This is a genomic window from Ruegeria sp. AL3, assembly GCF_056536065.1.
In genome coordinates this window covers 2,062,216-2,087,232 of sequence record NZ_JBQFJG010000001.1, presented here as the reverse complement: position 1 = coordinate 2,087,232, position 25,017 = coordinate 2,062,216, and the positions used below count along the sequence as shown (strand labels likewise).

Genomic DNA, 25,017 nt, shown 5'->3' with positions numbered 1-25,017 from the left:
AAAACGTATGGCGACCATATCGCCCGCTTCTGATTTTGTACCCGCTGCGGCCCCGGCCGCGGCCCCCGCCAGTGCGCGTGATCCGCGTCTGGATTTCTATCGCGGCATCGCGATGTTCATCATCCTGATCGCCCATATTCCAAACGACCCCTGGGCAAAGTGGATTCCTGCCCGCTTTGGGTACTCGGACGCAACCGAGATTTTCGTGTTCTGCTCGGGCATGGCCTCGGCCATTGCGTTTGGCGGGGCATTTCTGCGCAAGGGATGGTGGATGGGCACCGCCCGAGTGGCCTACCGCATCTGGCAGGTCTATTGGGCGCATATTGCCCTGTTCTTCTTTGTTGCAATGACAATGGCCGCGTTGGATCAGACCGGCGCGTTCGAGAAAACCTATGTCTCGTCGTTGAACCTTCAGCATTTCTTCAATGACCCGGCCCCGCAAATTGTCGGGATTTTCACACTGACCTATGTGCCGAACTACTTCGATATCCTGCCGATGTATCTGGTCGTACTGGCGCTTATGCCGCTTTACATGGCGCTCTATCGAGTCAGTTTCTGGCTGATGGCGGCAGTTTGCGTGGCCATCTGGTTCGTCGCGCAAACCGGCGCGCTTGCTCTTCCCGCTGAACCCTGGTCCCAGCGCCAGTGGTTCTTCAACCCCTTCGGATGGCAATTGTTGTTTTTCACCGGCTTCGCCTTCATGCGCGGTTGGATTCCGGCCCCGCCCGTGTCGAAATCCTTGATCTGGGTGGCGATTGCCTTTGTCGTTTTGTCAGCCCCGTTCGGGTCATGGAAAGTCTTCACCTGGATCAACACGGCTGCACCCGAGTTTGGCGCAGTGATCCGCAAGGGCTGGCCCCTGACCGAAGAGCTGCGTGGCAAAACCGAGTTCGGCCTTCTTCGATATGTCCACTTTCTGTCGCTGGCCTATCTGGGATGGGTTGCAGCGGGCGAACACGGCCACCGCCTGATCGCGACGGGTCATGGTGTGGGCGCACGTATCTGGCAATTCCTGCTGGCCGTCGTCACCAAGGTCGGCCAGCAATCCCTTGCCGTATTTGTGTTTTCCATGGCTGCGGCACGGCTGATCGGTGTCGCGCTGGATCAGGCTGGGCGGGATGTCGCCACTGTCTTTGTCGCCAACATTATTGGGTTTGCGATGATCATCGGCGTTGCCTATCTGGCAGCTTGGTTCAAGTCACAACCCTGGAAGTCGAAGAAATGAATTTTACCCGTCGCGCATTCCTCGTCTCGACGACTGCTTTGGCCTTCGCTCCATCCGCTTATGCGACGAGCGGTGAGACGCCTTTTGACCGCGACTATGTAATCGAGGTGGCCCGCGATCTGGCCAGCCGCCCCTATGTGGAACGCGAGATGGTACCGCAGGAATGGCAGGATCTGACCTATCAGCAGTACCGTTCCATCCGGTTCCGGCTTGACCGGGCGCTGTGGTATGAAACCGAGACGCCCTTCAACGTGGATTTCTTCACCCCCGGCCTCTATTTCCCGCGCACCGTCAAGGTGGAAACGGTCGAGAACGGCATGACCAAGCCGGTCGCCTTCGATCTGGAAATGTTCGACAAGTCAGAAGACGTGCCGCAACTGCCGATCGATGACACGCTGGGCTTCTCGGGCCTGCGCCTGCGAACTGAAATGCACCGCCCCGGCAAGACAGATGAATTCTGCGTCTGGCAGGGGGCCAGCTATTTCCGCGCCATTGGCCTGCACGAGGTTTACGGACTGTCCGCGCGGGGTCTGGCGTTGAAAACCGGCGATCCGGACGGCGAGGAATTTCCCGAATTCATCCGTTTCTGGCTGGAACGTCCCGAACCGGGCCAACGCAACATGGTCGTGCATGCATTGTTGGACAGCCCCAGCGTGACCGGCGCCTATCGTTTCAACGTCACGGCGGGCGCGGATTGCATCATGGATGTCGAGGCAACGCTGTTCCCGCGCGAAGACCTGCCCCATGTAGGGATCGCTCCGGGAACTTCGATGTTCCTGTTCGACCAGACCAACCACAGCCGGTTCGACGATTTCCGCCCTGCTGTGCACGACAGCGACGGGTTGATGATCCGCAATGGCGCGGGCGAGGTCCTGTGGCGTCCGTTGGCCAATCCGACCCGATTGCAGGTCTCATCCTTCGTCGATACAAACCCACGCGGGTTTGGTCTGATGCAGCGCAAACGAGAGTTTTCGGACTACGCCGATCTCGAGGCCAATTACCACAAGCGCCCGGGCCTGTGGGTCGAGCCCCAAGAAGACTGGGGCAAAGGCTCGGTCACGCTGGTCGAGATCCCGGCAGATCAGGAAATCTATGACAACATCGTCGCCTATTGGAGGCCCGCTGAACCCTATGCGGCAGGCAGTCAGGTTGATCTGTCCTATCGCCTGATCTGGGGGGAAGAACCCCAGCGCACACCGATGCCGCGCGTGATCAACACCGCGATGGGCGAGAACACCTTTGGCGAAGGCCGGCTGGCCATCATCGATTTTGAAGACAGCGAACTGTTCGAGGACCTGGGCGCAATCACGGTCTTTGTGGATTCGCCACATGCGGAAACTTCGGAAGGCGTCTTGCAGCGCAACCCGGATACCGGCGGTCCACGGCTGGCGTTTTCATTCCAGCCCGGCGAACGCAACCATGTCGAGTTGCGCGCACAATTGTTGAAAGACAAACAGCCTGCCTCGGAAGTCTGGCTGTACCGTTGGACCACATGAGCCGCGATCTGCATATCATGCCGCCCGAGGCCCCTCTGGCGATGCCTGCGCAAAACTTCAGCGCACGGTTCCGGGATGCCGATGCGCCTTCCGGTCAGCACAAATCCTCTGCCGGTTTCTGGCGCGCGCTGGCTTTTTCGCCCGCGATGGCCGCCACTCTGGCCTTGCTGTGGGTCATGAGTGACTGGTTTGACGCGGAAGGCATCAACGTGGTCGAAGCCATCCTTTTGACCTTGATTTCGTTCAACTTCTTCTGGATTTCCTTCACCGTCTGCACTGTTTTGCTGGGCATGGTGTCGCTGGCGAAACAGGAACGGCCCGAGCGTCGGACCGCGGCGCAACCCCTGCGGGTGGCCCTGCTGACCCCGGTCTACAATGAAGTCCCCTGGAACGTGTTGGGCAATGCCCGCACCATGCTGGAGGATCTTCAGGCGCGCGGCGGTAAACACCACTATGCCATGTTCATTCTGTCGGACACGCGCGATCCCGAGATTGCGGCGCAGGAACAGGCCAGCGTCGAAGCACTGCGCACCACCCTGGCACCCGGGCTTGAGCTGTATTATCGCCGCCGCGAACAGAATACCGACCGCAAAGTAGGCAACATCGCCGACTGGGTCAGCCGTTGGGGCGCGGATTGGGATGCCATGCTGGTGCTGGATGCTGACAGCCTGATGACCGGACGCGCAATCCATCGCCTGACTGATGCACTGGCATGCGATCCGGGTGCGGGCTTGATTCAAAGCTATCCGCAGCTGATCGGCGCACAGTCAGTCTTTGCCCGGATGCAGCAATTTGCAAATGGTGTCTATGGCATCGCCTTTGCCGAAGGTCTGGCCCGTTGGTGCGGGCAAGAGGGCAACTATTGGGGCCACAACGCGATTATCCGCACCAAAGCTTTTGCCACCAGCGCCGGCCTGCCCAAGCTGCGTTCGTTCAGCGGTCAGGACAAGCTGATCATGAGCCACGATTTCGTCGAGGCCGGCCTGCTGCGCCGCGCCGGATGGGCCGTGCGATTTCTGCCGCGTATTCGCGGGTCATATGAAGAAACACCGCCGACCCTCATCGATCACGCAATGCGGGACCGCCGCTGGTGTCAGGGTAACTTGCAACACCTGAAATTGCTGGGTTCTTCCGGATTCCGTGCCGTATCGCGATTCCACATGTTCCACGGCGCGGTCGGCTATCTGATGTCCCCGTTGTGGTTTGCACTATTGTTGATGTGGGCGCTGATCGGTCAGGGTCAGGATGCCTCTGTCCTGCATTATTTCAGCCCCGACAATCCTCTGTTCCCACAATGGCCCGAGATGTCGGAAACCCGTCACGTGCTGATCATTCTGGTCATGTACGCGATGCTGTTGGCCCCCAAGGTTCTGGGCGTTCTGGCCCTGCCGTTGAGCGGTGTACGCTACGCGGATTTCGGTGGCGGGCGCAAATTCCTTGCCTCTTTCCTGGCCGAGGTTCTGTTGTCGATCCTTTACGCTCCGATCCTGATGGTGCAACAGATGATTGCTGTGTTCCGTACGGCTTTTGGCATTCAGCGCGGCTGGTCGCCTCAGGCCCGCGACGGTGGCACCTATGGACTGCGAACGCTGATCCTGTGCCATGCGCTGGAAACCGTAAGCGGAGTGGCGCTGAGCGTCGGTATCCTGTCCGGTCTGGTGTCGGTCTGGCTGGCCCCGATCGCCATCAGCCTTGCGCTGGCTATCCCGTTGTCCGCGCTCAGCGGTGTCTCGGCAGGTGCCGCGCGCAAGATGGTCGGAATGCGGGAAGACTTCAGCGAACCCGCCATTACCCGGTCAGCGCGCCGCTATCGCGATGAACTGAAGCGACTGGTCGAAGGCAAAGGCAACATGACCCCGGCCGAGTGATCAACTGCCGGGAAGCCCTTCGTACCAATCGATTATCATGTCGGCCCAGCCCGCGGGAACGGTGTGCCCTCCGGGGAACAGAGCAAATTCCAGCGCACTGCCTTCGGCACAGGTGGTCCAGCGGCGGCGCATGAAATCACCCGTCGCGCTGAACCCGGTCGGTTTGTGATCGACACAACCGTTCGCATCGCGCCAGATTTCGAGACCCGCATAGATATCACCCTGCTGAAAGCGTCCCCCGCCCAGCAAGCGCCCTTCCAGCGGCACCACATTGTCGGTCCAGCCATGCGTGTGGAACATGCGGATCGGACCTTTGCAGGTTTCGGGGTGCGGGCGCCAGAAACCACCGGACACCGGGACATAGGCCGAGAACGTATCGGGGCTCTCGCAGGCCAGATAGTTGACCATGAAAGCTCCGGCGGAAAACCCGCCCAGCAGGACACGGTCAGTGTCGATGCCAAACCGCCGTGCCGCGTCTTGCACCGCTTCGGTCAGAAAGGCGGCTTCGTCCCGCTCACCAAAACCGGGATAGAAATTCCAGCTTTTGGTGCCGCCCCGGTCGGGCCTTTCCAACCCCTCAGGGGCCATCACCGCATAGCCGCGCTCCAACAGCGGTTCGACCATCCCGCGATTGCGCATCGTGCCCGACCCGCTGCCGCCATACCCATGCAGGAACACCACCGTGGGCGCATTGTCCGCGTCGGGCAGTTCGATGTGATACGCACCCATGGGTGTCTCACAGGTATCCTCTTGACCGGCACACCCCGCGAAAGCGGTCTGCCCGGTCACTGCCAAGGCCAACGCCAGACTGAATTCCCGGATCATCCTGCATCCTCATCATATTTGCGCACCGGCAATCCGGCCCGAACCCATCCCGGCCCTGCGGCCGAACCCAACATACCCTCGGGCACGTCGATCACATTGGTGAATCCAGCTTCGATCAGGCGGTTGCTCAGGCGTGCCGAGCGAACGCCGCGCGCGCAAATCAAGGCCACCGGGGTCGCCGGATCGCCGCCAGCCAATTCCGTCAGTGCTTTGACAAAATCCTCGCGCCGCATGTCCAGCGGCACGGCACCTTCGGCTATGCCCGATGCGCGCCATTCACGCGGCGTGCGGATATCGATCAACAGAACGTTTCCCTTCGAGGCCTGCTCATGGGCCTCGGCAACCGTTATCCGGCCGCCGTCGTGGTCTTCGGGGATCAAACGGTATTCCCTGATCGCAAACCCGCCTGCAATCGCCGCGCATGCGCCGATCAACATCCATCTTCGGGCTCGGTTCACTTTCTCGGCCAAGCTTGAGCCTCCTGTTCGCTGACATGTGTTCTATCACAGATGGTCTGAAACGGGGGCGTTGAAAAACCCAGCCCGCATCAAGATCACGTCATTTTTTCGAATCCTTGCAGAGTTTCTGATGGGGCCAATAGGACTCTGTAAAAAAGTTACAATATCTGGACAGTCGGGAAAATATCCTTACAAAATTGGCTTCACACTGACCGCCCAGACCGGAGTATCGCACTTGTCCCTATTCCTTATCGCGGCCCTTCCCTTCCTCGGCGCTGTTTTTCCTGCCCTGCTGATCCGGGCAGGTCGGAACGCAGCCGCCTCCGCCGCCGGGTTAACCACATTCCTGGCCCTGATGGGCCTGTTGATCCATGCCCCTGCGGTGATGCGCGGAGACGTCGTGACCGCCCGGTTCGACTGGATACCGGGGCTGGGGCTGAACGCGAACTTCATGCTGGACGGCCTGGCATTTTTGTTCGCATTGCTGATCCTCGTCATTGGATTGCTCATCATTCTCTACGCACGGTTCTACCTGTCGCGCGAAGATCCGATGGGGCAGTTCTATACCTACCTGCTGCTGTTTCAGGGGGCGATGGTTGGTATTGTCCTGTCCGACAATATCCTGCTTTTGATTGTTTTCTGGGAGCTTACATCGCTCAGCTCATTCCTGCTGATCGGCTATTGGAAGCACCTTCCCGAAGGTCGGCAGGGCGCGCGCATGGCCTTGGCCGTCACCGGCTCTGGCGGCTTGGCGATGATCGCCGGGATGCTGATCCTCGGCAATATCGTGGGGTCTTACGATCTCAGCGTCATTTTGCAGAACAAAGAACTGATCCAGGCCTCACCCTACTACATGCCTGCGCTGATCCTGATCCTGCTGGGCTGTTTTACCAAGTCGGCGCAGTTCCCGTTTCATTTCTGGCTGCCGCACGCCATGGCCGCGCCGACACCGGTTTCAGCCTATCTGCACTCTGCCACCATGGTGAAAGCGGGCCTGTTCCTGATGGCACGGATGTGGCCGGTTCTGGCAGGCACGGATGCGTGGTTCTATATCGTCGCCACCACGGGGCTGGTCACCATGCTGATTGGCGCGTCTATCGCGTTGTTCAAGGACGACCTTAAGGCGCTGCTGGCGTTTTCGACCGTTTCGCATCTGGGCCTCATCACCATGCTGCTGGGCTTTGGCACAAAGATTGCAGCCGTCGCTGCCGTGTTTCACATCATCAACCATGCAACGTTCAAAGCCGCCTTGTTCATGACCGCCGGGATCGTGGATCACGAAACCGGCACGCGCGATATCAAAAGACTGGGTGGCTTGCGCCACCTGATGCCGATCACCTTCACAATCGGCACGATTGCCGCCCTCTCGATGGCCGGGCTGCCGCCTCTGAACGGTTTCCTGTCCAAAGAAATGATGCTTGAGGAAACCGTGCACACCACATGGATGCACTCTCATTACCTGGTGCCGGGGCTGGCGCTGTTGGCTGCGTTGTTCTCGGCCGCGTATTCCTTCCGCTTCGTCAGCCACGTCTTTCTTGGACCACAACGGGAAGATTATCCGGCACATCCGCATGATCCGCCCGTTGGGTTGTGGATTGCGCCCGCTTTCCTGGTCGTACTTGTCATTCTGATCGGCCTTTATTCCGCGACCATTGTCGGCCCATTGGTCGCAGTAGTGTCCAGCGCGGTGATCGGCGGCGAGAAGCTTCCGTATTACTCGCTGAAACTCTGGCATGGCTTCACACCGGCGCTTTACATGTCGGTCGTGGCCACGCTGGGCGGTCTATTCCTGCTGGCGTTGCACAGACGAGGTGAGCGGATCTGGAACGCCCTGCCCCGCCCCGAAGCCAAGCAGATCTTTGAAACAAAAATAGAAGCGCTGACCAGGCTGAGCCGCTGGATCACCGATGAGATGCACAACGGGGTCCTCAGCCGCTATGCGATCATCTTTGTCGCCTTTACCGTTGGCCTGGGCTATTATGCGTATTCGACCGGAACCATCGGCATTGAAACCCGCGTTCCGCTGCCGGCTCAGATCATTCCGATCATTGGCTGGATCTGCCTTGTGGGTGCGACGCTGGGCATTATGTGGTTCCACCGGAATCGTCTTTTGTCACTGGTATTGATCGGTGTCGTCGGCCTGATCGTTTCGATTGCCTTCAACTATCTCTCGGCCCCGGACCTTGCCTTGACGCAAATCTCGGTCGAGGTGGTGACAATGATCCTTTTGTTGCTGTCGCTGAACTTCCTGCCGACCGAAACGCCCTGGGACAGTTCAGCGGCGCGGCGCTGGCGGGACGCGGCGATTTCCGTGGTCGCGGGCCTTGGCACCGGTGCGCTGATCTACGCGATGATGATGCGCGATTTCGCGTTCCCGACGATTTCAGAGTTCCATCTGGCCAATTCCTACAAAGGCGGCGGCGGCACCAATGTGGTCAATGTGATCCTCGTCGACTTCCGGGGTTTTGATACCTTTGGCGAGATCATCGTTCTGGGCATCGCCGCGCTGATCATCTTTGCGCTGACGGAATCCGTTCTCGGTACAAATGTCCGCAGTTACCTGCTGAACCGCAAACCGCATTGGCCGCAATCCGGGGATTCGCATCCGCTGATGATGGTTGTGGTCACCCGCGTCATGATGCCGATCGCACTGATGGTCGGGGCGTATATCTTTTTCCGCGGGCACAACCAGCCCGGCGGAGGCTTTATTGCCGGCCTGATCGTCGCCATCGCTTATCTGATGCAATACATGGCCAGCGGCTATACCTGGGCCATCGAGCGGCAGAGGTTCTATTACCACGGCACCATCGGCTGGGGTGTTCTGATCGCTGCGGCAACCGGGTTGGGCGCGTGGTTCAACGAACGCCCCTTCCTGACCAGCGATTTCGGCTACATCAACTGGCCTCCGCTTGAGGAATTCGAATGGGCCACCGCCATGCTGTTTGATACAGGCGTATTCCTGGCGGTTCTGGGTGCGGTCATGCTGGCATTGGACAGCCTGTCCCGCTTTGCGTGGCAACCGGGGATGGCACAGGAATTCCCGATGGATATCAATCCCCTGCGAGACAACCCACCGGAAGAGCAACAAGAGAAGGAGCAGGCTTGATGGAAGCGCTCGTAGCCTCTGCCGTCGGTATCATGACCGCCGCCGGGATCTTCCTGATCCTGCGCCGCCGAACGTTTCCGGTCATTCTGGGCCTGTCTCTGATCACATACGCGGTGAACGTTTTCCTGTTCGCGACCGGACGACTGGCGCTGAACGCGCCTGCGGTTCTGAACAAGTACAAGGACGTGCCCTATACCGACCCACTTCCACAGGCGTTGGTCCTGACGGCCATCGTGATCTCGTTCGGGATGACCGCCGTGATCGTGATGATCTCGCTCAGCGCATACCTGTCCGCCAAGAATGACCATATCGACATGACCGCCCAGGACAGTGTTGACGCGCCGGGAGATGACGCATGAACCACTGGATCGTTGCGCCGATCGTCCTGCCCGCGATTCTGGCCCCTTTCATCATCATGGTCCTGCGATACCATCTGGACCTGCAACGTATCTTCTCGGTCGCGGGTGTCGTGGCTTTGCTTGGGATTGCGCTGACAATCACGGCTCAGGCCTCGGGCGGGGACATTCAGGTGTACGAGCTTGGCGACTGGCCCGCCCCCTTTGGCATCGTTATGGTGCTGGATCGCATGTCCGCAATGATGGTTCTGCTGACCGCCCTGCTGGCCCTGCCGATCGTGCTTTATGCCATCGCCTCGGGCTGGGATGACCGGGGCAAGCATTTCCACGCGCTGTTTCATTTCCAGCTCATGGGCGTCTGTGGCGCCTTCCTGACCGGCGACGCCTTCAACCTTTTCGTGTTCTTCGAGGTGCTGCTGATCGCGTCTTACGGCCTTATGACCCATGGCGGTGGCGCGGTACGGTTGAAAGCGGGTGTGCAGTATGTGGCGTATAACCTGTTGGGGTCGACCCTGTTTCTGTTTGCCCTTGGCACGATCTATGGCGTGACCGGAACGCTGAACATGGCGGACATCGCCGTGCGCGTTGCGGAGATCCCAGCCGAAGATACCGCATTGTTGCGGGTTGGTGCGGTGTTGTTGCTGCTGGTCTTCTGCATCAAGGCTGCCGTTCTGCCGCTGCACTTCTGGCTGCCCGCCAGCTATGCCAACGCCCCGCTGCCGGTTGCGGCCCTGTTTGCAATCATGACCAAGGTAGGAGCCTATTCGATCCTGCGAATGTACACTCTGGCCTTCGGTCCCGACGTCGAAGTCACGCAGGGTCTGGTTGGCGATTGGTTGCAACCCGCGGCGCTGCTGACGCTTGCCGTCGGTGCCATCGGCATTCTGGGTTCGCAGCATATTGCCCGCATGGTTGCCTTTTGCGCCATCGCGTCCATGGGTACTTTGCTGATCGCGATTTCACAGTTCACGCCCGGCGCGACGGCAGCCGCCCTTTATTACGTGTTCCATTCGACACTTGCGACCGCGTTGCTGTTCCTCATTGCTGACCTGATCGTAGAACGGCAGGGAGGGGCCATAGCCCCCAAGCCGCCGATGCCGCAAAGCGGGTTGATTGCCGCCCTGTTCTTTGTCGGCGCCATTGCGATGGCTGGAATGCCGCCGCTGTCCGGCTTTGTTGGCAAGCTTTTGGTTCTGGACGCTTCGCGCGATGCATCCGATGCCACCACGGTCTGGGCCGTTATCCTGATTGGATCATTCGTCACCATCGTCGGGCTGGCCCGTGCCGGGACGCTGATCTTCTGGAAAAGCTACGACGCTGAGGTTGTCACAACCGATGAAACCGCCGAAGGAGAAAACGCGTCTGCCGCCGCCGCCCCCGAACCGCAACCCGGCCTTGCTTTTACGGCTGTGTTCGGGGCCGTGGCAGGTCTGGTCCTGCTGACCCTGTTCGCGGGTCCGGCCCTGGAGTACACGAGCAAAACCGCAGAGCAGTTGTTTACCCCTGAAAACTACATTTCTGCCGTCTTGGGAAGGGAAGAGTGATGAAACTGCTGCGCCGAATTTTCCCGCACCCTCACCTGACGATTTTGCTGACGCTTGTCTGGATTCTGCTGGCGAACAAGCCTTCGCTGAATTCTTTGATCTTTGGCCTGATCCTCGGGATCATCATTCCATTCGTCACACAACCCTACTGGCCGGATCGTCCCAAACTTCGCAACTGGCCAATGGTTGTGGAATACATGCTGGTGGTGCTTTGGGATATCGTGGTTGCGAACGTGACGGTGGCCCGGATCATCCTGTTCAAACGCAATGACAACCGCCAGCCCAACTGGGTCTGTGTCCCGCTTGAGCTGCGCACACCCGAAGCGATCACGGTTCTTGCGGGCACCATCACGATGACTCCGGGCACCGTCAGTTGTGATTTGTCAGCTCAGGGGCATAATCTGCTGGTGCACTGTCTTGATGCCCCCGACCCCGAGGCCGTGCGGGACCAGATCAAACAGCGCTATGAACGTCGCCTGAAGGAGATTTTCGAATGATCGACTACGCGATTTATTTTGCATTTGCCTGTTTCGGTGCGGCGATCATGATGTGTCTGTGGCGTATCATCACCGCTGACGGGGTCGGCACCCGGGTTCTGGCCTTGGACACTATGGTAATCAACACAATCGCCCTGATGATCCTATATGGGTTGGATCAGGGGACCGAGATCTTTTTCGAGGCCGCCATGATCATTGCCATGCTCGGTTTTGTTTCCACCGTGGCCTATGCGCGCTTCATGTTGCGCGGCAACATTATCGAATGAGGGCGGGATGACATTCATCGTGGAACTGCTGATCGCCTTTTTCCTGATCGTCTCGGGTATCTTCGGCTTTGTCGGGTCTTTTGGCATGATCAAGCTGAATGACCCAATGTCCCGCCTGCACGCCCCGACCAAGGCAACGACCTTGGGGGTGGGCGGCGTGCTTCTGGCTTCGATCGTGCATTCTGTTCTTCTGGAAGGAAAGCTGTCCCTGCACGAGCTGCTGATCACTCTGTTCCTGTTCCTGACCGCTCCGATCACGGCCCTGTTCATTGCAAAATGGCACATACACCGGCATGAAAAACCCGAAGACCTGCCGGATGCCGGCGAGGATGAACTTTGGGCCACCCACGCCGTCGAGCAGGTCGAAGACGTTCCGGATCATAGCGCGAATTGAAACCGATGCATATTCCTCCGCTGCCCCTGACCCGCGATCTGGTTCTTGTTGGCGGAGGCCACACCCACGCGCTGCTGCTGCGCAAATGGGGGATGGACCCGTTGCCTGGGGCGCGTGTGACCGTGATAAACCCCGGCCCGACGGCCCCGTATTCCGGAATGCTGCCAGGCTATGTCGCCGGGCATTATGACCGGTGGCGGCTGGACATCGATCTGGTCAGACTGGCCCGCTTCGCAGGCGCACGCGTCATTCTGGGCGCGGTCGATGGAATCGATACCGAACGTCAGGAAATCCATGTTCCCGGGCGTCCTCCCGTGGGTTTCGATGTGGCATCGATCAATGTTGGGATCACTTCGGAGATGCCCGCAATGCCCGGCTTTGCGGAACATGCCGTACCGGCCAAACCACTGGGGCCATTCGCGGCAGAATGGGCTGCTTATCTGGCGGGCAACGGCCCTGCCTCGGTCGTCGTGATCGGCGGTGGAATCGCCGGGGTTGAACTGGTCATGGCGATGGCTCATGCGCTCAGGGCCAAGGGTCGGTCAGCGCAGGTTACGCTGATCGACAATGCCTTTGCCCTGACGGCCACCAAACCCATAGCGGCAGAGACGATCCGCCGTGCGATGCAGGATCTTGGTGTAGAGGTGATCGAAAACGCCGCGATCAGCCGGATCGCTTCGGATCACGTCGCATTGCGGGATGGGCGCAAGATCCCGGCCGGTTTCGTGACTGGTGCGGCCGGAGCCCGCCCCTATGGCTGGATCGAAAAGACCGGGCTGGACATTGAGGATGGCTTCATCCGGGTAAACAGCTACCTGCAATCCAGCGATCCCGTGGTTTTTGCCGCCGGTGATTGCGCCCATCTTACGGACAATCCCAGACCCAAAGCCGGTGTTTATGCAGTGCGCGAAGCACCGGTTCTGTTCGACAATCTGCGCGCGGCGCTGGGGGCTGGACGGATGCGCAAGTACATCCCGCAGAAAGATTACCTGAAGCTGATTTCGCTGGGCGGCAAATCAGCGCTGGGCGAGCGGTTGGGGTTGTCCCACAGCGGAGCGATGATGTGGAAATGGAAGAACCACATCGACCAGACTTTCATGAACAAGTTCCGGGACCTGCCGCAGATGAAGCCCCCCGCGCTGCCGCGCGCACATGCCGCCGGGCTTGTCGAGGCGCTGGGTGAAAAACCGATGTGTGGCGGATGCGGTGCCAAGGTCGGGCGCGGAGCATTGCAGGTGGCGCTGAAATCGCAGCCCGATCCCGTTCGCCCGGATATCATCCCCCTGCCCGGCGACGACGCGGCTCTGCTTCAGACGGGCGGGGTTCGGCAGGTCATGACATCAGATCACCTGCGGGCTTTTACCAATGATCCCGCACTTATGGCGCGCATCGCCGCTGTACATGCCCTGGGGGATGTGTGGGCCATGGGGGCCGCACCTCAGGCGGCTACGGCAACGATCATCCTTCCGCGCATGTCTGCTGCCCTGCAACGCCGTACCATGTCGGAAATCATGTCGATCGCAGGAGACGTCATGCGGGACGCCGGTGCCGATATCGTGGGCGGGCACAGTTCCATGGGTGACGAGATGACAATCGGATTCACACTGACCGGCCTGTGCGACGGCGACCCGATAACACTGGCCGGCGGGCAACCGGGCGACTGTCTAATCCTGACCAAACCCATAGGAAGCGGCGTTCTTATGGCGGCCGAGATGGCAGGCCAGGCCAATGGTGCCTGGGTCGCCGCAGCCTACCGGCACATGGCGCAGCCGCAGGGAAAGGCGGCCCGCATATTGGCCGGGGCCCATGCGATGACCGACGTGACCGGGTTTGGTCTGGCCGGACATCTGCAAGGTATCTGCGACGCTTCCGGATGCGGGGCCACGATGGATCTGGATGCCGTGGAGTTGATGGATGGCGCGCAGGAACTGACGGACCGGGGTGTTCGATCAACCCTTTTTGCAGACAACCGGGCAATAGCACCTGCCCTGCCCGCCGAGGGCAAAGCCGCCCTGATATTCGACCCGCAGACAGCAGGCGGCCTGCTGGCCGCAGTGGCGGCAAAGGATGCCGATACCGTCCTGGAAGACCTCAGGAACTCCGGATATCCGGCCATGGCAATCGGCGAGCTCACCGATGCACCGGGACTGCGCCTTCAGGACTGATCCAGCAGGGTTTCGATCCGGGTGGCCGCCTCGCTCAGGCCGGCATCGTTCAGAAGGGCGATCTCAATATCGGCCAGAACCTCGACGGAACGGGACCGCCGCGACTTTGCGTATGCCGGGTCGTAATGCTGCTCCATCAGGGCCTGGGTCAGCACCTGTTTTTGACCTGCTTCGATCAGCTGCATCCAACCATCCACGACCTCGTGCCCGCGATGAAAGCGCAGCGGCGACAACCGGTCCCGCAAACGGTCGCCGTCAGACAGGATGTCGTCGTAGGCCTGAACGAGATAGGCGGCGCGCGCCTCGAGCGGAGCCGTGATGTTCACCCGTGGGGCTGAACACAAAGCGTTCCACAGGCTGGGCGGCAATATCAGGCTGCCGATCTTGGACGATTCCGCTTCGATGACGACCGGGCGCGCCGTATCCATCGCACAAAGCGCCCCTGCCAGGGCCGATTCAAAAGCTTTCTGGCTGGGCTGGCCGCCCGGCCTTTCCCCCAGCAGGGAACCCCGGTGATTGGCCAGTGCTTCGAGGTCAAGAACCTGCACTCCGCGTGACTGCAAAAGTGCCAGCAATTCTGTCTTGGCCGTTCCGGTATAGCCATCCAGCGCCACCAACCGATGGGGCAACGGATCATCGTACAAATACGCATTCACCAGCCTGCGGTAGGTGCGATAGCCGCCCTCGATTACATCCGCGCGCCAGCCGATTTGTTGCAGCATCCATGTGAACGACCCGGAACGCTGTCCGCCGCGCCAGCAATAGACCAGAGGGCGCCAGCTTCCTTCGTGGTGGCTTAGATGTTGCTCGATGTGGTTGGCCGCATTGCGGAACACCAGAGCGGCCCCGAGTTTACGCGCCAGAAACGGGCTCTCCTGTACATACATGCTCCCGACACGGGCGCGTTCCTCGTTGTTCAGAACCGGCAGGTTGATCGCGCCTGGCAGATGATCTTCAGCGAACTCTGCCGGGCTGCGCACATCGATGACCGTGTCAAAACCATGCGCATAAAGCTGTGTCAGATCAGAAAAGGTCAGGGCCATGCCGAAGGTCTAGCTTGCCGCGTTTGCAAAGAAAAGGCCGCACGCCCTCACTCGTGCAAAGGCTTGATCAGATCAGGTCCGCTGGCCCGGTTCGAGTTCACGACCGGATCAACGCGATGAAACGTCAGCACATCCTCTGCCCCCGGCTGCATCAGACGAGCAGCGCCCTTTCCCGCTTCTCCCAACCACAATGACCAATGCTCGGGTTCGAGGATCAGGGGCATCCGGTGATGGATGGTGCCAAGGTTTTCGTTGGCCGCCGTCGTCACGATGGCACAGGTGCTCTGACGGTTTTCATCCGCCCCCCAGTCCTGCCAGATCCCCGCAAAGGCAGTGGGGGCGCCGTCCCTGCGATGGATGTACCAGGGCAAGCGCTTTCCCTCGTCCGTCTTGGTCCATTCGTAGAACCCTGTTGCGACAATCAGACAGCGACGCGACCGGCAGGCATCGCGAAAGGCAGGCTTTTCCGCCAAAGTCTCGGCACGGGCGTTGATCAGCAAAGGCCCGGCGGTTTCCGTCTTGTACCAATGCGGCAAAAACCCCCAGCGCAGCGCATCCAGACGCCGACCTGAGGCACCACCCCGAACCACATGCACCTGATTTGTCGGACAAACATTGAAGTTCGGCACGGTTGGCAATGCGTTCGCCGGGCGCGCGGAAAACAGCTGCGCCATCGCGTCATTGGGAAGAGTTATTGCAAACCGTCCGCACATGGGTAATGAACCACCGATGCTACATTGATACTGGCACAGGATCTTACGGGGTCATATGGAAAACCAAATAACGCAATCCCTCAAGAGCAAAGCAATGGCCCTTTTGGATGCGGGCAAGCTGCCACAGGCGCTGAAAAAGGCCCAGCTGGGTATCAAGAAATTCCCAAAGGACGCTGACTACTAAGCCATCGCCGGTTTCGTTTTGACCGAAATGAAGCAGTACAGGAAATCCATTCCGCATTTCATTGAAGCCTCGCGGATGAAGCCCGATGATCCACAATTTGCCGAGAATCTGGCTAACGCCTTGATGCAAACAGGGCAAATTGTGCAGGCATTGACCTACGCAGAGAAAAAGATTGAACGATTTCCAAACAATCGGGAACTCACCAGAGTCATCGACGAAATTCAGCGCCAAGGGGAAAACTGGCGATCCATCATCCAGTTCACAACACACAAACTGGCGTCAGATCCGGACAACGCGGAGTTGCTTTCAAAGCGTGCCCGCGCCTTCCAAAGCATCGGTTTTGTCGAGGAAAGCACGCGGGATATCCAACGCGCGTACGAGTTGGCACCAAAGAACACAACGATTGCATTGCAAACGGCCATCAATCTGCATCAGGCCGGTGACAGAGCCCAAGCGATCAAAGTTCTGCAAAACATACTGGAAACCGATCCCCACAACCCGAATGCCCTGTTGCAATCCGCAATATTGACCGCACCGGAAAACGTGCCGCAGATGATCCCTGCGTTGAACGAGGCCATCGCTCAGACAGATCAACCATTGCAAGAGCTCGAGTTTGCCAAAGCACATCTGATCGAAAAAAGCGAAGGCTTGGCCAAGGCGTTGCCGCAATTTGCAAAGGCAAACGCAATCCAACAGAGTATTCTGCCCTACGACCCCGAAATCGAAGAGAATAAAATATCCGATATTCTGAACCTGTTCCCTGAAGGGTCGCCTGGGGTCAGTGCAGAGCAAAACAGTTTGCCGGTACCAATTTTTGTTATCGGTCAGCCGCGATCCGGAACCACTTTGATGGAGATGATGCTGAGCTCTGCGCCCGGTATCGCCGGTTGCGGCGAGCTAATGCTGATGACCGACCTTTCCGCCAAGTTTTATTCGTCTGGCACGTCGCTCGATTCAGAAGCCGCGAAGGCGATTGCCCAAAGCTACCTGGACCAGATGCCTGGGATTCCGGCGGATTCAATCGCCTTTGTCGACAAGATGCCGCACAACTATCAAAATGTCGGCTTCATTCTTGCAGCCTTCCCGAATGCCCGGATCATCAACATGTTGCGGGATCCACGCGATGTCGGTTTGTCAAAATGGATCCAGCGGTTCCTAGCAGATGGCATGAACGACACATCCAACCTTGAAGCGATCGCGCATACCGCAAATCTGTATCGCCGTTACATGTCTCATTGGGATAAGCTGTTCGGAAACCGCATTCTGACAATGCCCTATGAAGAACTGGTGGCGGACCCCCTGACCCACAGCCAGCGCGTTGCCGAGTTTTGCGGTATTGAGTGGTGCCAATCCATGGTACATCCCGAAAAGAACACCAGACAGGTGCGAACGGCCAGCGTGGATCAGGTGCGCAACAAGATCTCGACCAAGTCAATCGGACGCTGGCGCGAGGTCGCGGATCAGATCAAACCGATGCTGGATGGCTTTGACCCGGAACTTTGGCCGGAATACGATTTCAGTTGATCCGCAATAAAAGAAAAGCCGCATCATGGTGACGCGGCTTTTGTTCTTTTCAAAAAACAGAGTCACTTCTGCTGGATGCGTCCGTCGACATAAGGCTGGTACGGCGCGTTTTCGGCCAGATATTCCGCGGTTACATCCGCAAGATCCGGACCGAAGTCATAGGCGTTCTTGTCGTCGCCCTCGAACATTGAATACCCATCGCCGCCATTGCGGACGTAGTTGTTGGTTACGGCCAGGTAGGTTTTGTTCGGGTCGATCGGAACGAACCCATCACCCTCGGCGACCATCACATCAATGATACGCCCTTCGTTCGGCGCTACGCTGGGATCCCAGGTAAAGCGCAGGCCTGCCACTTGCGGGAACCGGCCCTTGACCTCTTCCACCTGGCTTACGCCGTTTTCCAGCGCGTCAATAACGGTCTGCCCGGTGATCTCAAAAGTGGACAGCGTGTTCTGGAACGGCAGCACGGTCAGCACTTCGCCCATGGTCACGTCTCCGGGGTCGATAGACGCCCGCAAACCACCCGAGTTCGCGATGGCAATCTGAACGCCCTGATCGGCAACCCGCGCCAGCATCGCATCGGCAACAAGATTGCCCATCTGGCATTCCTGTACGCGACATACAGAGCGATCCCCCTCGATGGCCTCGGCCGCGCTGGCGACAACCTTGTTTCGGATTTCATCCAGAGGCTGAGCAAGTTCCGCGATCCGATCCAATGCGGCCTGATCCTCGGTCACGGTGTTGTCCATGATCAAGGGTTCACCAACCGCTTCGACCACATTGCCGTCATCATCAAACGTGACGTTCAGTTCGCCCAGAAACTTGCCGTAGGCATAGGCTTGAACGATCTGCACACCGTTGACCACCGTCGGATAAGGGCCCACGGCCTTGTCCGATGCATTCGAAAGATAGGTGTTCGAATGGCCGCCAACGATCACGTCGACGCCGCTTGTCTCAGCCGCGACACGCTGATCGACGCCATAGCCCGAATGGCTGAGTACGATGATCTTGTTGACGCCTTCGCCCGTCAGCTTGTCGACCTCGGCCTGAACCGCGGGCACCGGGTCTGAAAAGGTCACGTTGGGACCGGGCGACGCAAGTTCATGCGTATCGATCGGCGTCAGCCCGATCAGGCCAATCTTTTCGCCCCCCACCTCGATCACGGTGGATTTCTTGATGTGGTCAGTCAGAAGTTCTTCGTCGCGAATATCGGCATTGGACATCAGGACCGGGAAATCAACCGCGTCGATAAAGCCACGCAACACTTCCGGGCCGTCGTCAAACTCGTGATTGCCCACGGTCATGGCATCATAGCCCAGCTTGTTCATGAACTCGGCAGCGACCTTGCCCTTGTAGTACGTGTAGAAAAGAGACCCCTGAAACTGATCGCCGCCATCCACCAAAATCGAATTGTCGGCACGTTCACGTGCGTCTTTCACGGCTGTGACCAGGCGCGCCGATCCACCAAAGCACTTCCCTTCGGCATTGTCTTCCGCATCGCATCCGCTGTCGTATTTGTTGATCGGCTCGAAACGAGCATGAAAATCGTTGGTGTGCAAAATTGTCAACTTGTAGTCGGCTGCCGCAACTCCGGCGGTCAGGCTCAGAACCGCGACTGAAGTCAAAATTCGGGTCTGCATTATGGTACTCCCAGTTATTATTTGTGGTGATCGTGCGCGCATGACGGCAGAGAGTCAAAGAAGAAATCCGACTTGATTCCATCTTCCGCGCGGGGCATCAGGTCCGTATGCTGATTTACAAGATTTTCCGAGCCGAAGAGTGGGCCGCCTTGCAGAACCAGGGTGCCTCGGACGGCGCACCGATTGATGTCGCTGACGGGTTTGTCCACTTTTCCACCGCTGAACAAGCCGCTGAAACCGCGGCCAAACACTTTGCCGGTGTCGATGGTCTGGTTTTGCTGGCCTGTGACGCAGACGCGATGGGCGACGACCTGAAATGGGAGGTCTCGCGCGGGGGTGCCCTGTTCCCGCACCTTTATCGCCAGATCCGGATGAGCGATGTCGTCTGGTCACGCCCTCTGCCCTTTGACGGCACCGCGCACCAGTTCCCAAAGGACATGACATGACATCTTACATCGACCCGGACCGCGACCAGTTCGAGGCCTTCAAGGCATTGGATCGGGACATGCCGATCGAAATGCTCAATCTGGTGAAGTTTCGGGCCAAGGCGCAGTACCCAACCGCGCATGAGCTGGTGAATGCAGGGCTGACCGGAGCGCAAGCCTATCAGAACTACGGGGCTGAAACCGCTCCGATCATTGAACGCATCGGGGCGCGCATCCTCTGGCGTGGGGTGTTTAAAGCAACCCTGATTGGACCGGCGGACGAGGCATGGGATGTCGTTTTCATTGCCCGCTATCCGACGGCACATGCATTTCTGGAAATGGTCACTGACCCGGTCTATCGGGCGGCGGTGATCCATCGTCAGGCGGCGGTGGAAACGTCGCGCCTGATCCGATGCGGTTCAGGTGAAGCCGGGGCGACGTTCGGATGAAACTGTTGGAGAAACTAGGCCTTGCCGCCCTGCACCGCATGGACCCCGAGACCGCCCACGGGATGTCGATCAAGGCGTTGAAGTCCGGGCTTGCACCCGCACCGGGGCCGGTAACGACGCCGCGCCTGAAAACCGTCGTTGCCGGGCTGAACCTGCCGAACCCGGTCGGGCTGGCTGCCGGGTTCGACAAAAACGGCGAGGTTCTGACCCCGCTGTCCCGCGCCGGGTTCGGTTTTGTCGAAGTCGGGGCGGTCACGCCGCGCCCGCAACCGGGGAACCCCAAACCCCGCCTGTTTCGCCTGACCGAGGACAGGGCAGCCGTCAACCGCTTTGGCTTCAACAACGAAGGCATGGAGGTGATGGCCAAACGGCTGGCACACCGCCCCAAAGACGCGGTCATCGGCCTGAATCTGGGGGCGAACAAGGACAGCGAAGACCGCTCCGGCGACTTTGTAAAAGTGCTGACCCATTGTGCCGAGTATCTGGATTTTGCAACCGTCAACGTGTCATCCCCGAACACGGAAAAGTTGCGGGATTTGCAGGGCAAAGCCGCACTCACCGCGCTTTTGAGCGGTGTGATCGAGACGCGCGATGCGCTGCCGCGCCCGTTGCCGATCTTCCTGAAAATCGCACCGGATCTCACCGAGGCGGAGTTGCAGGACATCGCCGAGGTCGCCCGCGAAACCCGGGTGGACGCTGTGATCGCCACCAACACCACCCTGTCCCGCGACGGTTTGCGCAGCGTACACAAAGACGAAACCGGTGGTTTGTCGGGCGCCCCATTGTTTGAAAAGTCCACCCGTGTACTGGCGCGGCTGAGCAAACTGACGGACGGGGATATCCCCCTGATAGGCGTGGGCGGCATCAGCAATGCCGAGCAGGCCTATGCCAAGATCTGTGCCGGGGCATCGGCTGTGCAGTTCTATACCGCGATGGTGTATGGCGGCATTTCCCTGGCGGCCGACATCGCCGAAGGGCTGGATGACTTGCTGGCGCGTGACGGTTTTGACACCGTATCGCAAGCTGTCGGCAGCAAACGAGAGGATTGGCTGTGATCGAATACTGGCACAACCCCCGCTGTTCCAAATCCCGCGCCGGTCTGGCGCTTTTGGAAGAAAACGGTGCGCAGGTTTCTGTGCGAAAGTACCTGGAAGACACGCCGTCAATAGACGAGTTGCGCGCTGCGCAATCCGCCCTTGGGCTGTCGCCCATCGAAATGATGCGGACAGGCGAAAAACGGTTCAAGGAATTGGGGCTGAGCAAAACCTCGCCCGACGAAGACCTGATCCGTGCCATGGCCGAAAACCCGATCCTGATCGAGCGGCCTTTGGCAATTGCCGGAGACAAAGCCGCCATCGGGCGTCCGCCGGAAAACCTGTTGACGCTGCTCTAGGCGACCTGTGCCTCAAGCTTGGGATAGCGCCAGCCCATTGTCACGCCGCGTGCAATATTGAGAACCATCAACGCGGCCCACAGGCCGTGATTGCCGAAACTCGGCACCAGTATGAAAAGTGCGACCACATAGATCGCCACTGACTGAATCATCGCGTTGCGCATGGCGCGGGTCCAGGTGGCACCGATGTAGATACCGTCGAACATCCAGCTTGCCACTCCGATCACCGGGGCGATTGCAGCCCAGAACAGGTATTCGCGTCCGGCCTCACGCACTTGCGGTGAAGTTGACATCAGGTCGATCAGCGCCGGGCCGGCCAAGAAGAAAACCGTTCCCAGCAACAGCGCCCCCCCAACGCCCCATTGCGAGGCCATGACCGAGGCGCGACGCACCTGATACCTGTCTCTGGCCCCGACTGCGCCTCCGACCAGCGCTTCGGCGGAAAAGGCAAAACCATCAAGCGCAAAGGCGGTGATTTCAAGAAATTGAAGCAAGACCTGATTGGCGGCCAGATTCACGTCACCGAGATCCGAGCCAACAAAAAGGAATGTCGTGAACGATCCGGTCAACAGAACCGAACGCAGCATGATATCACCGTTGACCTGCAACATGCGCCGCAGCCGGGCAGCATCGAACACCCGCGCCCAATCGCGCCAGATTCCGTCTGCGAACCCATCCCGGCAAAGCCATAACCCCAATGCCAATCCTGTCCATTCTGCAATCAGGGTGGCAATGGCAACTCCCTCGACCCCCCAGCCAAGCCCAAGAACGAACCACAGGTCGAGAACGATATTCAACCCGTTCATCCAGACCTGAAGGGCGAACACGCCGCGCGTACGCTCGACGGCAATCAGCCAGCCGGTAACGGCATATAACGCGATGGTGGCGGGTGCCCCCCAGATGCGAATCTCAAGGTAGGACCGGGTCAGGGCTTCGACTTCGGGGCTTGCCGGGGAAAGCGCGAACGCACCCGCAAACACGGCCACTTGCGCAAGGATAAAGAACAGCCCTGCCGCGCCTCCCAGGATCAGGCCGCGCATCAGCAGCGCCCGGGTTTCAACGATATCGCCTGCCCCGCGTGCCTGCGCCGCCATCCCGGTGGTTCCCATCCGCAGGAAACCGAAAATCCAATAGACTGTGGACAGGATCACAGCGCCGATGCCGACCGCCCCGATTGGGGCCGCCTCGCCCATCTGCCCGACCACGCCCGTATCCACCGCACCCAGAATGGGCACGGTGGCATTCGACAGGACAATCGGCACCGCGATCTTCAACACCCGCCTGTGCGTAATGGGCGCCGAGGCGTCCTGCATGGTTAGCTCTGATCTCTGGGGGGTTGCGGCATCAGGAAATGCCCGGAAGCCTGCGCAAACAGTTTCGCATGATTGTCCTGCCAGGCTTCGACCCGGACCGAGGCATACCGCCGCCCGGATCTGCTGATAAAGGCACGCGCATATGCATCCCGTGGAAGGCCCGAACGCAGGTAGTCGACGGTAAAGTCGATGGTTTTGGGAAAGCGGATATTCGGGTCGGTCACAATGGCCGCTCCGTCGATCTCGCCACTTTCGATGCGCGGGAACAAATGCTCCCAACTAAGGGTAATGACAGCGGTCACTTCGAGGAATGCCGCGGTTACACCGCCGTGAATCGCAGGCAGGAACGGGTTGCCAATCAACTTGTCATCGAAGTTCAGAACACCGGTCAGTTCATCCCCGCGCCGGTCGAAGCTAATATTGAGAAAGCGGATGTAAGGCACACCGTCAACCAGCGCACGCAACGCTGCATCGCGTCGCTGCTTGACCACCTGCATTGGTTCGGGACGAGGTCTTGCCATGTTATTTCCCCTCAACCGTAAAAGACCCCGAGGCCGTGGCCACCGGCAGGTCTTTGTCGTCGTCCATAGCCGTCGCTCGTACAAAAGCCACGTTCCGCGTGATGTGATAGCAGACGGCGTGCGCCGTAACCGTCTGACCCGGTGTCGCCGCGCGCATGTAGTCAATTCGCAGGTCGATCGTGGCTGTCCCGCCGGGGGCCGAGGGGTGGCTCATCACGGCAGCACCGCAGCAAGTGTCCAGAATTGTGGAAATCGCCCCACCGTGAATCACCCCTGTGCGCGGATCACCGATCAGATCCTCATTGTAGGGCAACGTGATCTCTGCCTCGCCCTCGCCGATCTGCGTGAGCTTGAGGTTCAATGCCCGCGCGTGGGGGATCGCCTCGATAAACTGGCGGGCTAAAACTGTCTTGTCGACCATAGGTTTGCGTCCTGTTCTCTGCCCGTCCTTTATGAGCCGCTGTTTCCGCAAAGGGCAAGCCCACCTGTTGCGCTTGGGATCGGGACCGCCTAGGTTGCTGACAAGGAGATCGGGAATGTCCAACAACCGTTTGTCATTCAAAGAGATGTGCGCCGAGTTCGACGTGACCCCGCGCACTCTGCGCTATTACGAATACATCGAGCTTTTGCAACCGGACCGTGAAGGTCGGTCTCGGTTTTACGGCCCGCGCGAATGCGCGCGGATGAAGCTGATCATGCGCGGCCGCAAGTTCGGATTCCCCCTGGAAGAGATCCGCCAATGGCTTTTGATCTACGAAAATCAGGGTAATGAGGCGCAAATGGCCACCTTCGTCGAGATGGCGGATCGCCAGATGAGCGAGCTTCAGCAGCAGCGCCAGCAACTGGACGAAGCCATGGACGAGCTCAAGCGTCTGCGCGACCAGACGGCCAAGTCCTTGGGATAGCCGCCCCCAATCCGAAAATTCGAATTGATCACCCTGAATCTGCGCAAGCAGATGCGCGGTGTTTCCGCAATTGCGACAGCTTTGGCGGGAAATTCCGCTTGACGCTACGGAAAGAAAATTGCGTCAGACCGTGCTTACGTGACCGGATGTTACGTCAACTTTGAAATGACGCAGCGTCTGGATTACGTAAACGTCACTCTCGTGTTGTAAAGCGCGTACCAACTGCGCAACTCATATCTCATGACGCCAGTGACGAGAGTATGACGAATGACCGAAGATGTGATGACCATCCGTGAGATGTGCGAGACCTATGATGTCACGCCACGCACCTTGCGGTTCTATGAGGCCAAGGAACTTCTGTTCCCGATCCGTGAAGGCCAGAAACGTCTGTTCACCAAGCGTGATCGGGCGCGGCTCAAACTGATCCTGCGCGGCAAACGATTTGGGTTCAGCCTGGAAGAAATTCGGCAATTGCTGGATTTGTACCATGTCGGCGACCAGCAGGTCACACAGATGACCCGCACCTATGAAATCGCGTGCGAGCGTCTGGAGGACATGGAAGCGCGCCGCGAAGAGCTGACGCAGGCCATCGACGATCTGAAAGAGCAGTTGCGCTGGGGCGAGAAAGTCATCGCCTCGATGAAACAGGAAAAGAAGGCAGCCGAGTAACCTCGACCTGTCATCCGGACATATGAATTAAGGGAGCT

Annotated in this window: 26 protein-coding genes; 17 read left to right on the top strand and 9 right to left on the bottom strand. The window is 59.1% G+C overall.

Annotation, left to right across the window (positions count from 1 at the left end):
* The first annotated feature begins 7 nt into the window (after nucleotides 1–7).
* Genes ACR3E6_RS10605 through mdoH form a run of 3 tightly spaced genes read left to right on the top strand, consistent with a single transcriptional unit; the run spans nucleotide 8 to nucleotide 4,589 of the window.
* On the top strand, nucleotides 8–1,225 hold the full coding sequence (locus ACR3E6_RS10605) for an OpgC family protein (protein WP_480487063.1): 1,218 nt from the start codon (nucleotides 8–10) through the stop codon (nucleotides 1,223–1,225).
* A complete protein-coding gene (locus tag ACR3E6_RS10600; RefSeq protein WP_171723594.1) occupies nucleotides 1,222–2,721 on the top strand; it encodes an OpgD/OpgG family glucan biosynthesis protein in 1,500 nt (499 codons plus the stop codon). Before ACR3E6_RS10605 ends, ACR3E6_RS10600 begins: the two co-directional genes overlap by 4 nt.
* Nucleotides 2,718–4,589, top strand: a complete 1,872-nt coding sequence (mdoH, locus tag ACR3E6_RS10595) for a glucans biosynthesis glucosyltransferase MdoH (RefSeq protein WP_480487061.1) — start codon at nucleotides 2,718–2,720, stop codon at nucleotides 4,587–4,589. The genes ACR3E6_RS10600 and mdoH overlap by 4 nt, the downstream gene beginning before the upstream one ends.
* On the opposite strand, the gene ACR3E6_RS10590 is transcribed toward mdoH, so the two are convergent.
* Both ACR3E6_RS10590 and ACR3E6_RS10585 read right to left on the bottom strand, forming a co-directional pair.
* Entirely contained in the window at nucleotides 4,590–5,414 is an 825-nt protein-coding gene (locus ACR3E6_RS10590; protein WP_480487059.1) for a CE1 family esterase, read from the bottom strand. It abuts the gene before it with no gap.
* Nucleotides 5,411–5,851, bottom strand: coding sequence for a rhodanese-like domain-containing protein (locus ACR3E6_RS10585; protein WP_480488124.1), 441 nt, complete (start codon nucleotides 5,849–5,851; stop codon nucleotides 5,411–5,413). Before ACR3E6_RS10585 ends, ACR3E6_RS10590 begins: the two co-directional genes overlap by 4 nt.
* Before the next feature lie 256 nt (nucleotides 5,852–6,107).
* Here ACR3E6_RS10585 and ACR3E6_RS10580 point away from each other — a divergent pair, with 256 nt between their 5' ends.
* The 7 genes from ACR3E6_RS10580 to selD are packed head-to-tail and all read left to right on the top strand — an operon-like array spanning nucleotide 6,108 to nucleotide 14,200.
* The gene (locus ACR3E6_RS10580) at nucleotides 6,108–8,978 is read left to right on the top strand and encodes a monovalent cation/H+ antiporter subunit A (RefSeq protein WP_480487057.1); all 2,871 of its coding nucleotides are present in this window, start codon (nucleotides 6,108–6,110) and stop codon (nucleotides 8,976–8,978) included.
* Nucleotides 8,978–9,337, top strand: a complete 360-nt coding sequence (locus ACR3E6_RS10575; RefSeq protein WP_171633661.1) for a Na+/H+ antiporter subunit C — start codon at nucleotides 8,978–8,980, stop codon at nucleotides 9,335–9,337. The genes ACR3E6_RS10580 and ACR3E6_RS10575 overlap by 1 nt, the downstream gene beginning before the upstream one ends.
* A complete protein-coding gene (locus ACR3E6_RS10570) occupies nucleotides 9,334–10,878 on the top strand; it encodes a monovalent cation/H+ antiporter subunit D (protein WP_480487055.1) in 1,545 nt (514 codons plus the stop codon). Before ACR3E6_RS10575 ends, ACR3E6_RS10570 begins: the two co-directional genes overlap by 4 nt.
* Nucleotides 10,878–11,375, top strand: coding sequence for a Na+/H+ antiporter subunit E (locus ACR3E6_RS10565; protein ID WP_171633666.1), 498 nt, complete (start codon nucleotides 10,878–10,880; stop codon nucleotides 11,373–11,375). Before ACR3E6_RS10570 ends, ACR3E6_RS10565 begins: the two co-directional genes overlap by 1 nt.
* The gene (locus ACR3E6_RS10560) at nucleotides 11,372–11,641 is read left to right on the top strand and encodes a K+/H+ antiporter subunit F (protein ID WP_152457439.1); all 270 of its coding nucleotides are present in this window, start codon (nucleotides 11,372–11,374) and stop codon (nucleotides 11,639–11,641) included. The genes ACR3E6_RS10565 and ACR3E6_RS10560 overlap by 4 nt, the downstream gene beginning before the upstream one ends.
* 7 nt (nucleotides 11,642–11,648) lie before the next feature.
* Nucleotides 11,649–12,035: a Na+/H+ antiporter subunit G gene (locus ACR3E6_RS10555; protein ID WP_171633669.1), complete on the top strand. Its 387-nt coding sequence runs from the start codon at nucleotides 11,649–11,651 to the stop codon at nucleotides 12,033–12,035.
* 5 nt (nucleotides 12,036–12,040) lie between these two features.
* The gene (gene selD, locus ACR3E6_RS10550; protein ID WP_480487053.1) at nucleotides 12,041–14,200 is read left to right on the top strand and encodes a selenide, water dikinase SelD; all 2,160 of its coding nucleotides are present in this window, start codon (nucleotides 12,041–12,043) and stop codon (nucleotides 14,198–14,200) included.
* Here selD and mnmH read toward each other — a convergent pair.
* From mnmH to ACR3E6_RS10535, 3 genes are read right to left on the bottom strand one after another with little or no spacing between them, the layout of a single operon-like run.
* On the bottom strand, nucleotides 14,191–15,243 hold the full coding sequence (gene mnmH, locus ACR3E6_RS10545) for a tRNA 2-selenouridine(34) synthase MnmH (protein WP_480487051.1): 1,053 nt from the start codon (nucleotides 15,241–15,243) through the stop codon (nucleotides 14,191–14,193). The genes selD and mnmH overlap by 10 nt on opposite strands.
* Before the next feature lie 47 nt (nucleotides 15,244–15,290).
* On the bottom strand, nucleotides 15,291–15,956 hold the full coding sequence (locus ACR3E6_RS10540) for an SOS response-associated peptidase (RefSeq protein ID WP_480487049.1): 666 nt from the start codon (nucleotides 15,954–15,956) through the stop codon (nucleotides 15,291–15,293).
* A 43-nt stretch (nucleotides 15,957–15,999) separates the two neighbouring features.
* Nucleotides 16,000–16,371: a hypothetical protein gene (locus ACR3E6_RS10535; protein WP_480487047.1), complete on the bottom strand. Its 372-nt coding sequence runs from the start codon at nucleotides 16,369–16,371 to the stop codon at nucleotides 16,000–16,002.
* Nucleotides 16,372–16,440: 69 nt separating this feature from the next.
* Between ACR3E6_RS10535 and ACR3E6_RS10530 the strand changes: the two genes are divergently transcribed.
* Nucleotides 16,441–17,664 (top strand): tetratricopeptide repeat-containing sulfotransferase family protein, encoded by a 1,224-nt coding sequence (locus ACR3E6_RS10530; protein WP_480487045.1) that lies wholly within the window; start codon nucleotides 16,441–16,443, stop codon nucleotides 17,662–17,664.
* A 62-nt stretch (nucleotides 17,665–17,726) separates the two neighbouring features.
* Here ACR3E6_RS10530 and ACR3E6_RS10525 read toward each other — a convergent pair whose 3' ends face one another.
* On the bottom strand, nucleotides 17,727–19,304 hold the full coding sequence (locus tag ACR3E6_RS10525) for a bifunctional metallophosphatase/5'-nucleotidase (RefSeq protein ID WP_480487043.1): 1,578 nt from the start codon (nucleotides 19,302–19,304) through the stop codon (nucleotides 17,727–17,729).
* A 107-nt stretch (nucleotides 19,305–19,411) separates the two neighbouring features.
* Here ACR3E6_RS10525 and ACR3E6_RS10520 point away from each other — a divergent pair, with 107 nt between their 5' ends.
* From ACR3E6_RS10520 to arsC, 4 genes are read left to right on the top strand one after another with little or no spacing between them, the layout of a single operon-like run.
* A complete protein-coding gene (locus tag ACR3E6_RS10520; RefSeq protein WP_170347224.1) occupies nucleotides 19,412–19,750 on the top strand; it encodes a DUF952 domain-containing protein in 339 nt (112 codons plus the stop codon).
* A complete protein-coding gene (locus tag ACR3E6_RS10515) occupies nucleotides 19,747–20,178 on the top strand; it encodes a DUF1330 domain-containing protein (protein ID WP_480487041.1) in 432 nt (143 codons plus the stop codon). The genes ACR3E6_RS10520 and ACR3E6_RS10515 overlap by 4 nt, the downstream gene beginning before the upstream one ends.
* Nucleotides 20,175–21,233, top strand: coding sequence for a quinone-dependent dihydroorotate dehydrogenase (locus ACR3E6_RS10510; RefSeq protein WP_480487039.1), 1,059 nt, complete (start codon nucleotides 20,175–20,177; stop codon nucleotides 21,231–21,233). The genes ACR3E6_RS10515 and ACR3E6_RS10510 overlap by 4 nt, the downstream gene beginning before the upstream one ends.
* Entirely contained in the window at nucleotides 21,230–21,571 is a 342-nt protein-coding gene (gene arsC, locus ACR3E6_RS10505; RefSeq protein WP_480487037.1) for an arsenate reductase (glutaredoxin), read from the top strand. Before ACR3E6_RS10510 ends, arsC begins: the two co-directional genes overlap by 4 nt.
* Here the strand turns inward: arsC and ACR3E6_RS10500 are convergent.
* From ACR3E6_RS10500 to ACR3E6_RS10490, 3 genes are read right to left on the bottom strand one after another with little or no spacing between them, the layout of a single operon-like run.
* Nucleotides 21,568–22,884: an MATE family efflux transporter gene (locus tag ACR3E6_RS10500; protein ID WP_480487035.1), complete on the bottom strand. Its 1,317-nt coding sequence runs from the start codon at nucleotides 22,882–22,884 to the stop codon at nucleotides 21,568–21,570. The two genes, arsC and ACR3E6_RS10500, sit on opposite strands and share 4 nt — an antisense overlap.
* 2 nt (nucleotides 22,885–22,886) lie before the next feature.
* Nucleotides 22,887–23,405 carry a PaaI family thioesterase gene (locus tag ACR3E6_RS10495; protein WP_480487033.1) on the bottom strand — a complete coding sequence of 173 codons (519 nt, stop codon included), beginning with the start codon at nucleotides 23,403–23,405 and terminating at the stop codon, nucleotides 22,887–22,889.
* A 1-nt stretch (nucleotide 23,406) separates the two neighbouring features.
* Complete coding sequence (locus ACR3E6_RS10490; protein WP_170347230.1) at nucleotides 23,407–23,826, bottom strand: PaaI family thioesterase; 420 nt, start codon at nucleotides 23,824–23,826, stop codon at nucleotides 23,407–23,409.
* Between the two features lie 115 nt (nucleotides 23,827–23,941).
* Here ACR3E6_RS10490 and ACR3E6_RS10485 point away from each other — a divergent pair, with 115 nt between their 5' ends.
* Complete coding sequence (locus ACR3E6_RS10485; protein WP_480487030.1) at nucleotides 23,942–24,310, top strand: MerR family transcriptional regulator; 369 nt, start codon at nucleotides 23,942–23,944, stop codon at nucleotides 24,308–24,310.
* Between the two features lie 267 nt (nucleotides 24,311–24,577).
* A complete protein-coding gene (locus ACR3E6_RS10480; protein WP_152457424.1) occupies nucleotides 24,578–24,979 on the top strand; it encodes a MerR family transcriptional regulator in 402 nt (133 codons plus the stop codon).
* Nucleotides 24,980–25,017: the final 38 nt, after the last annotated feature.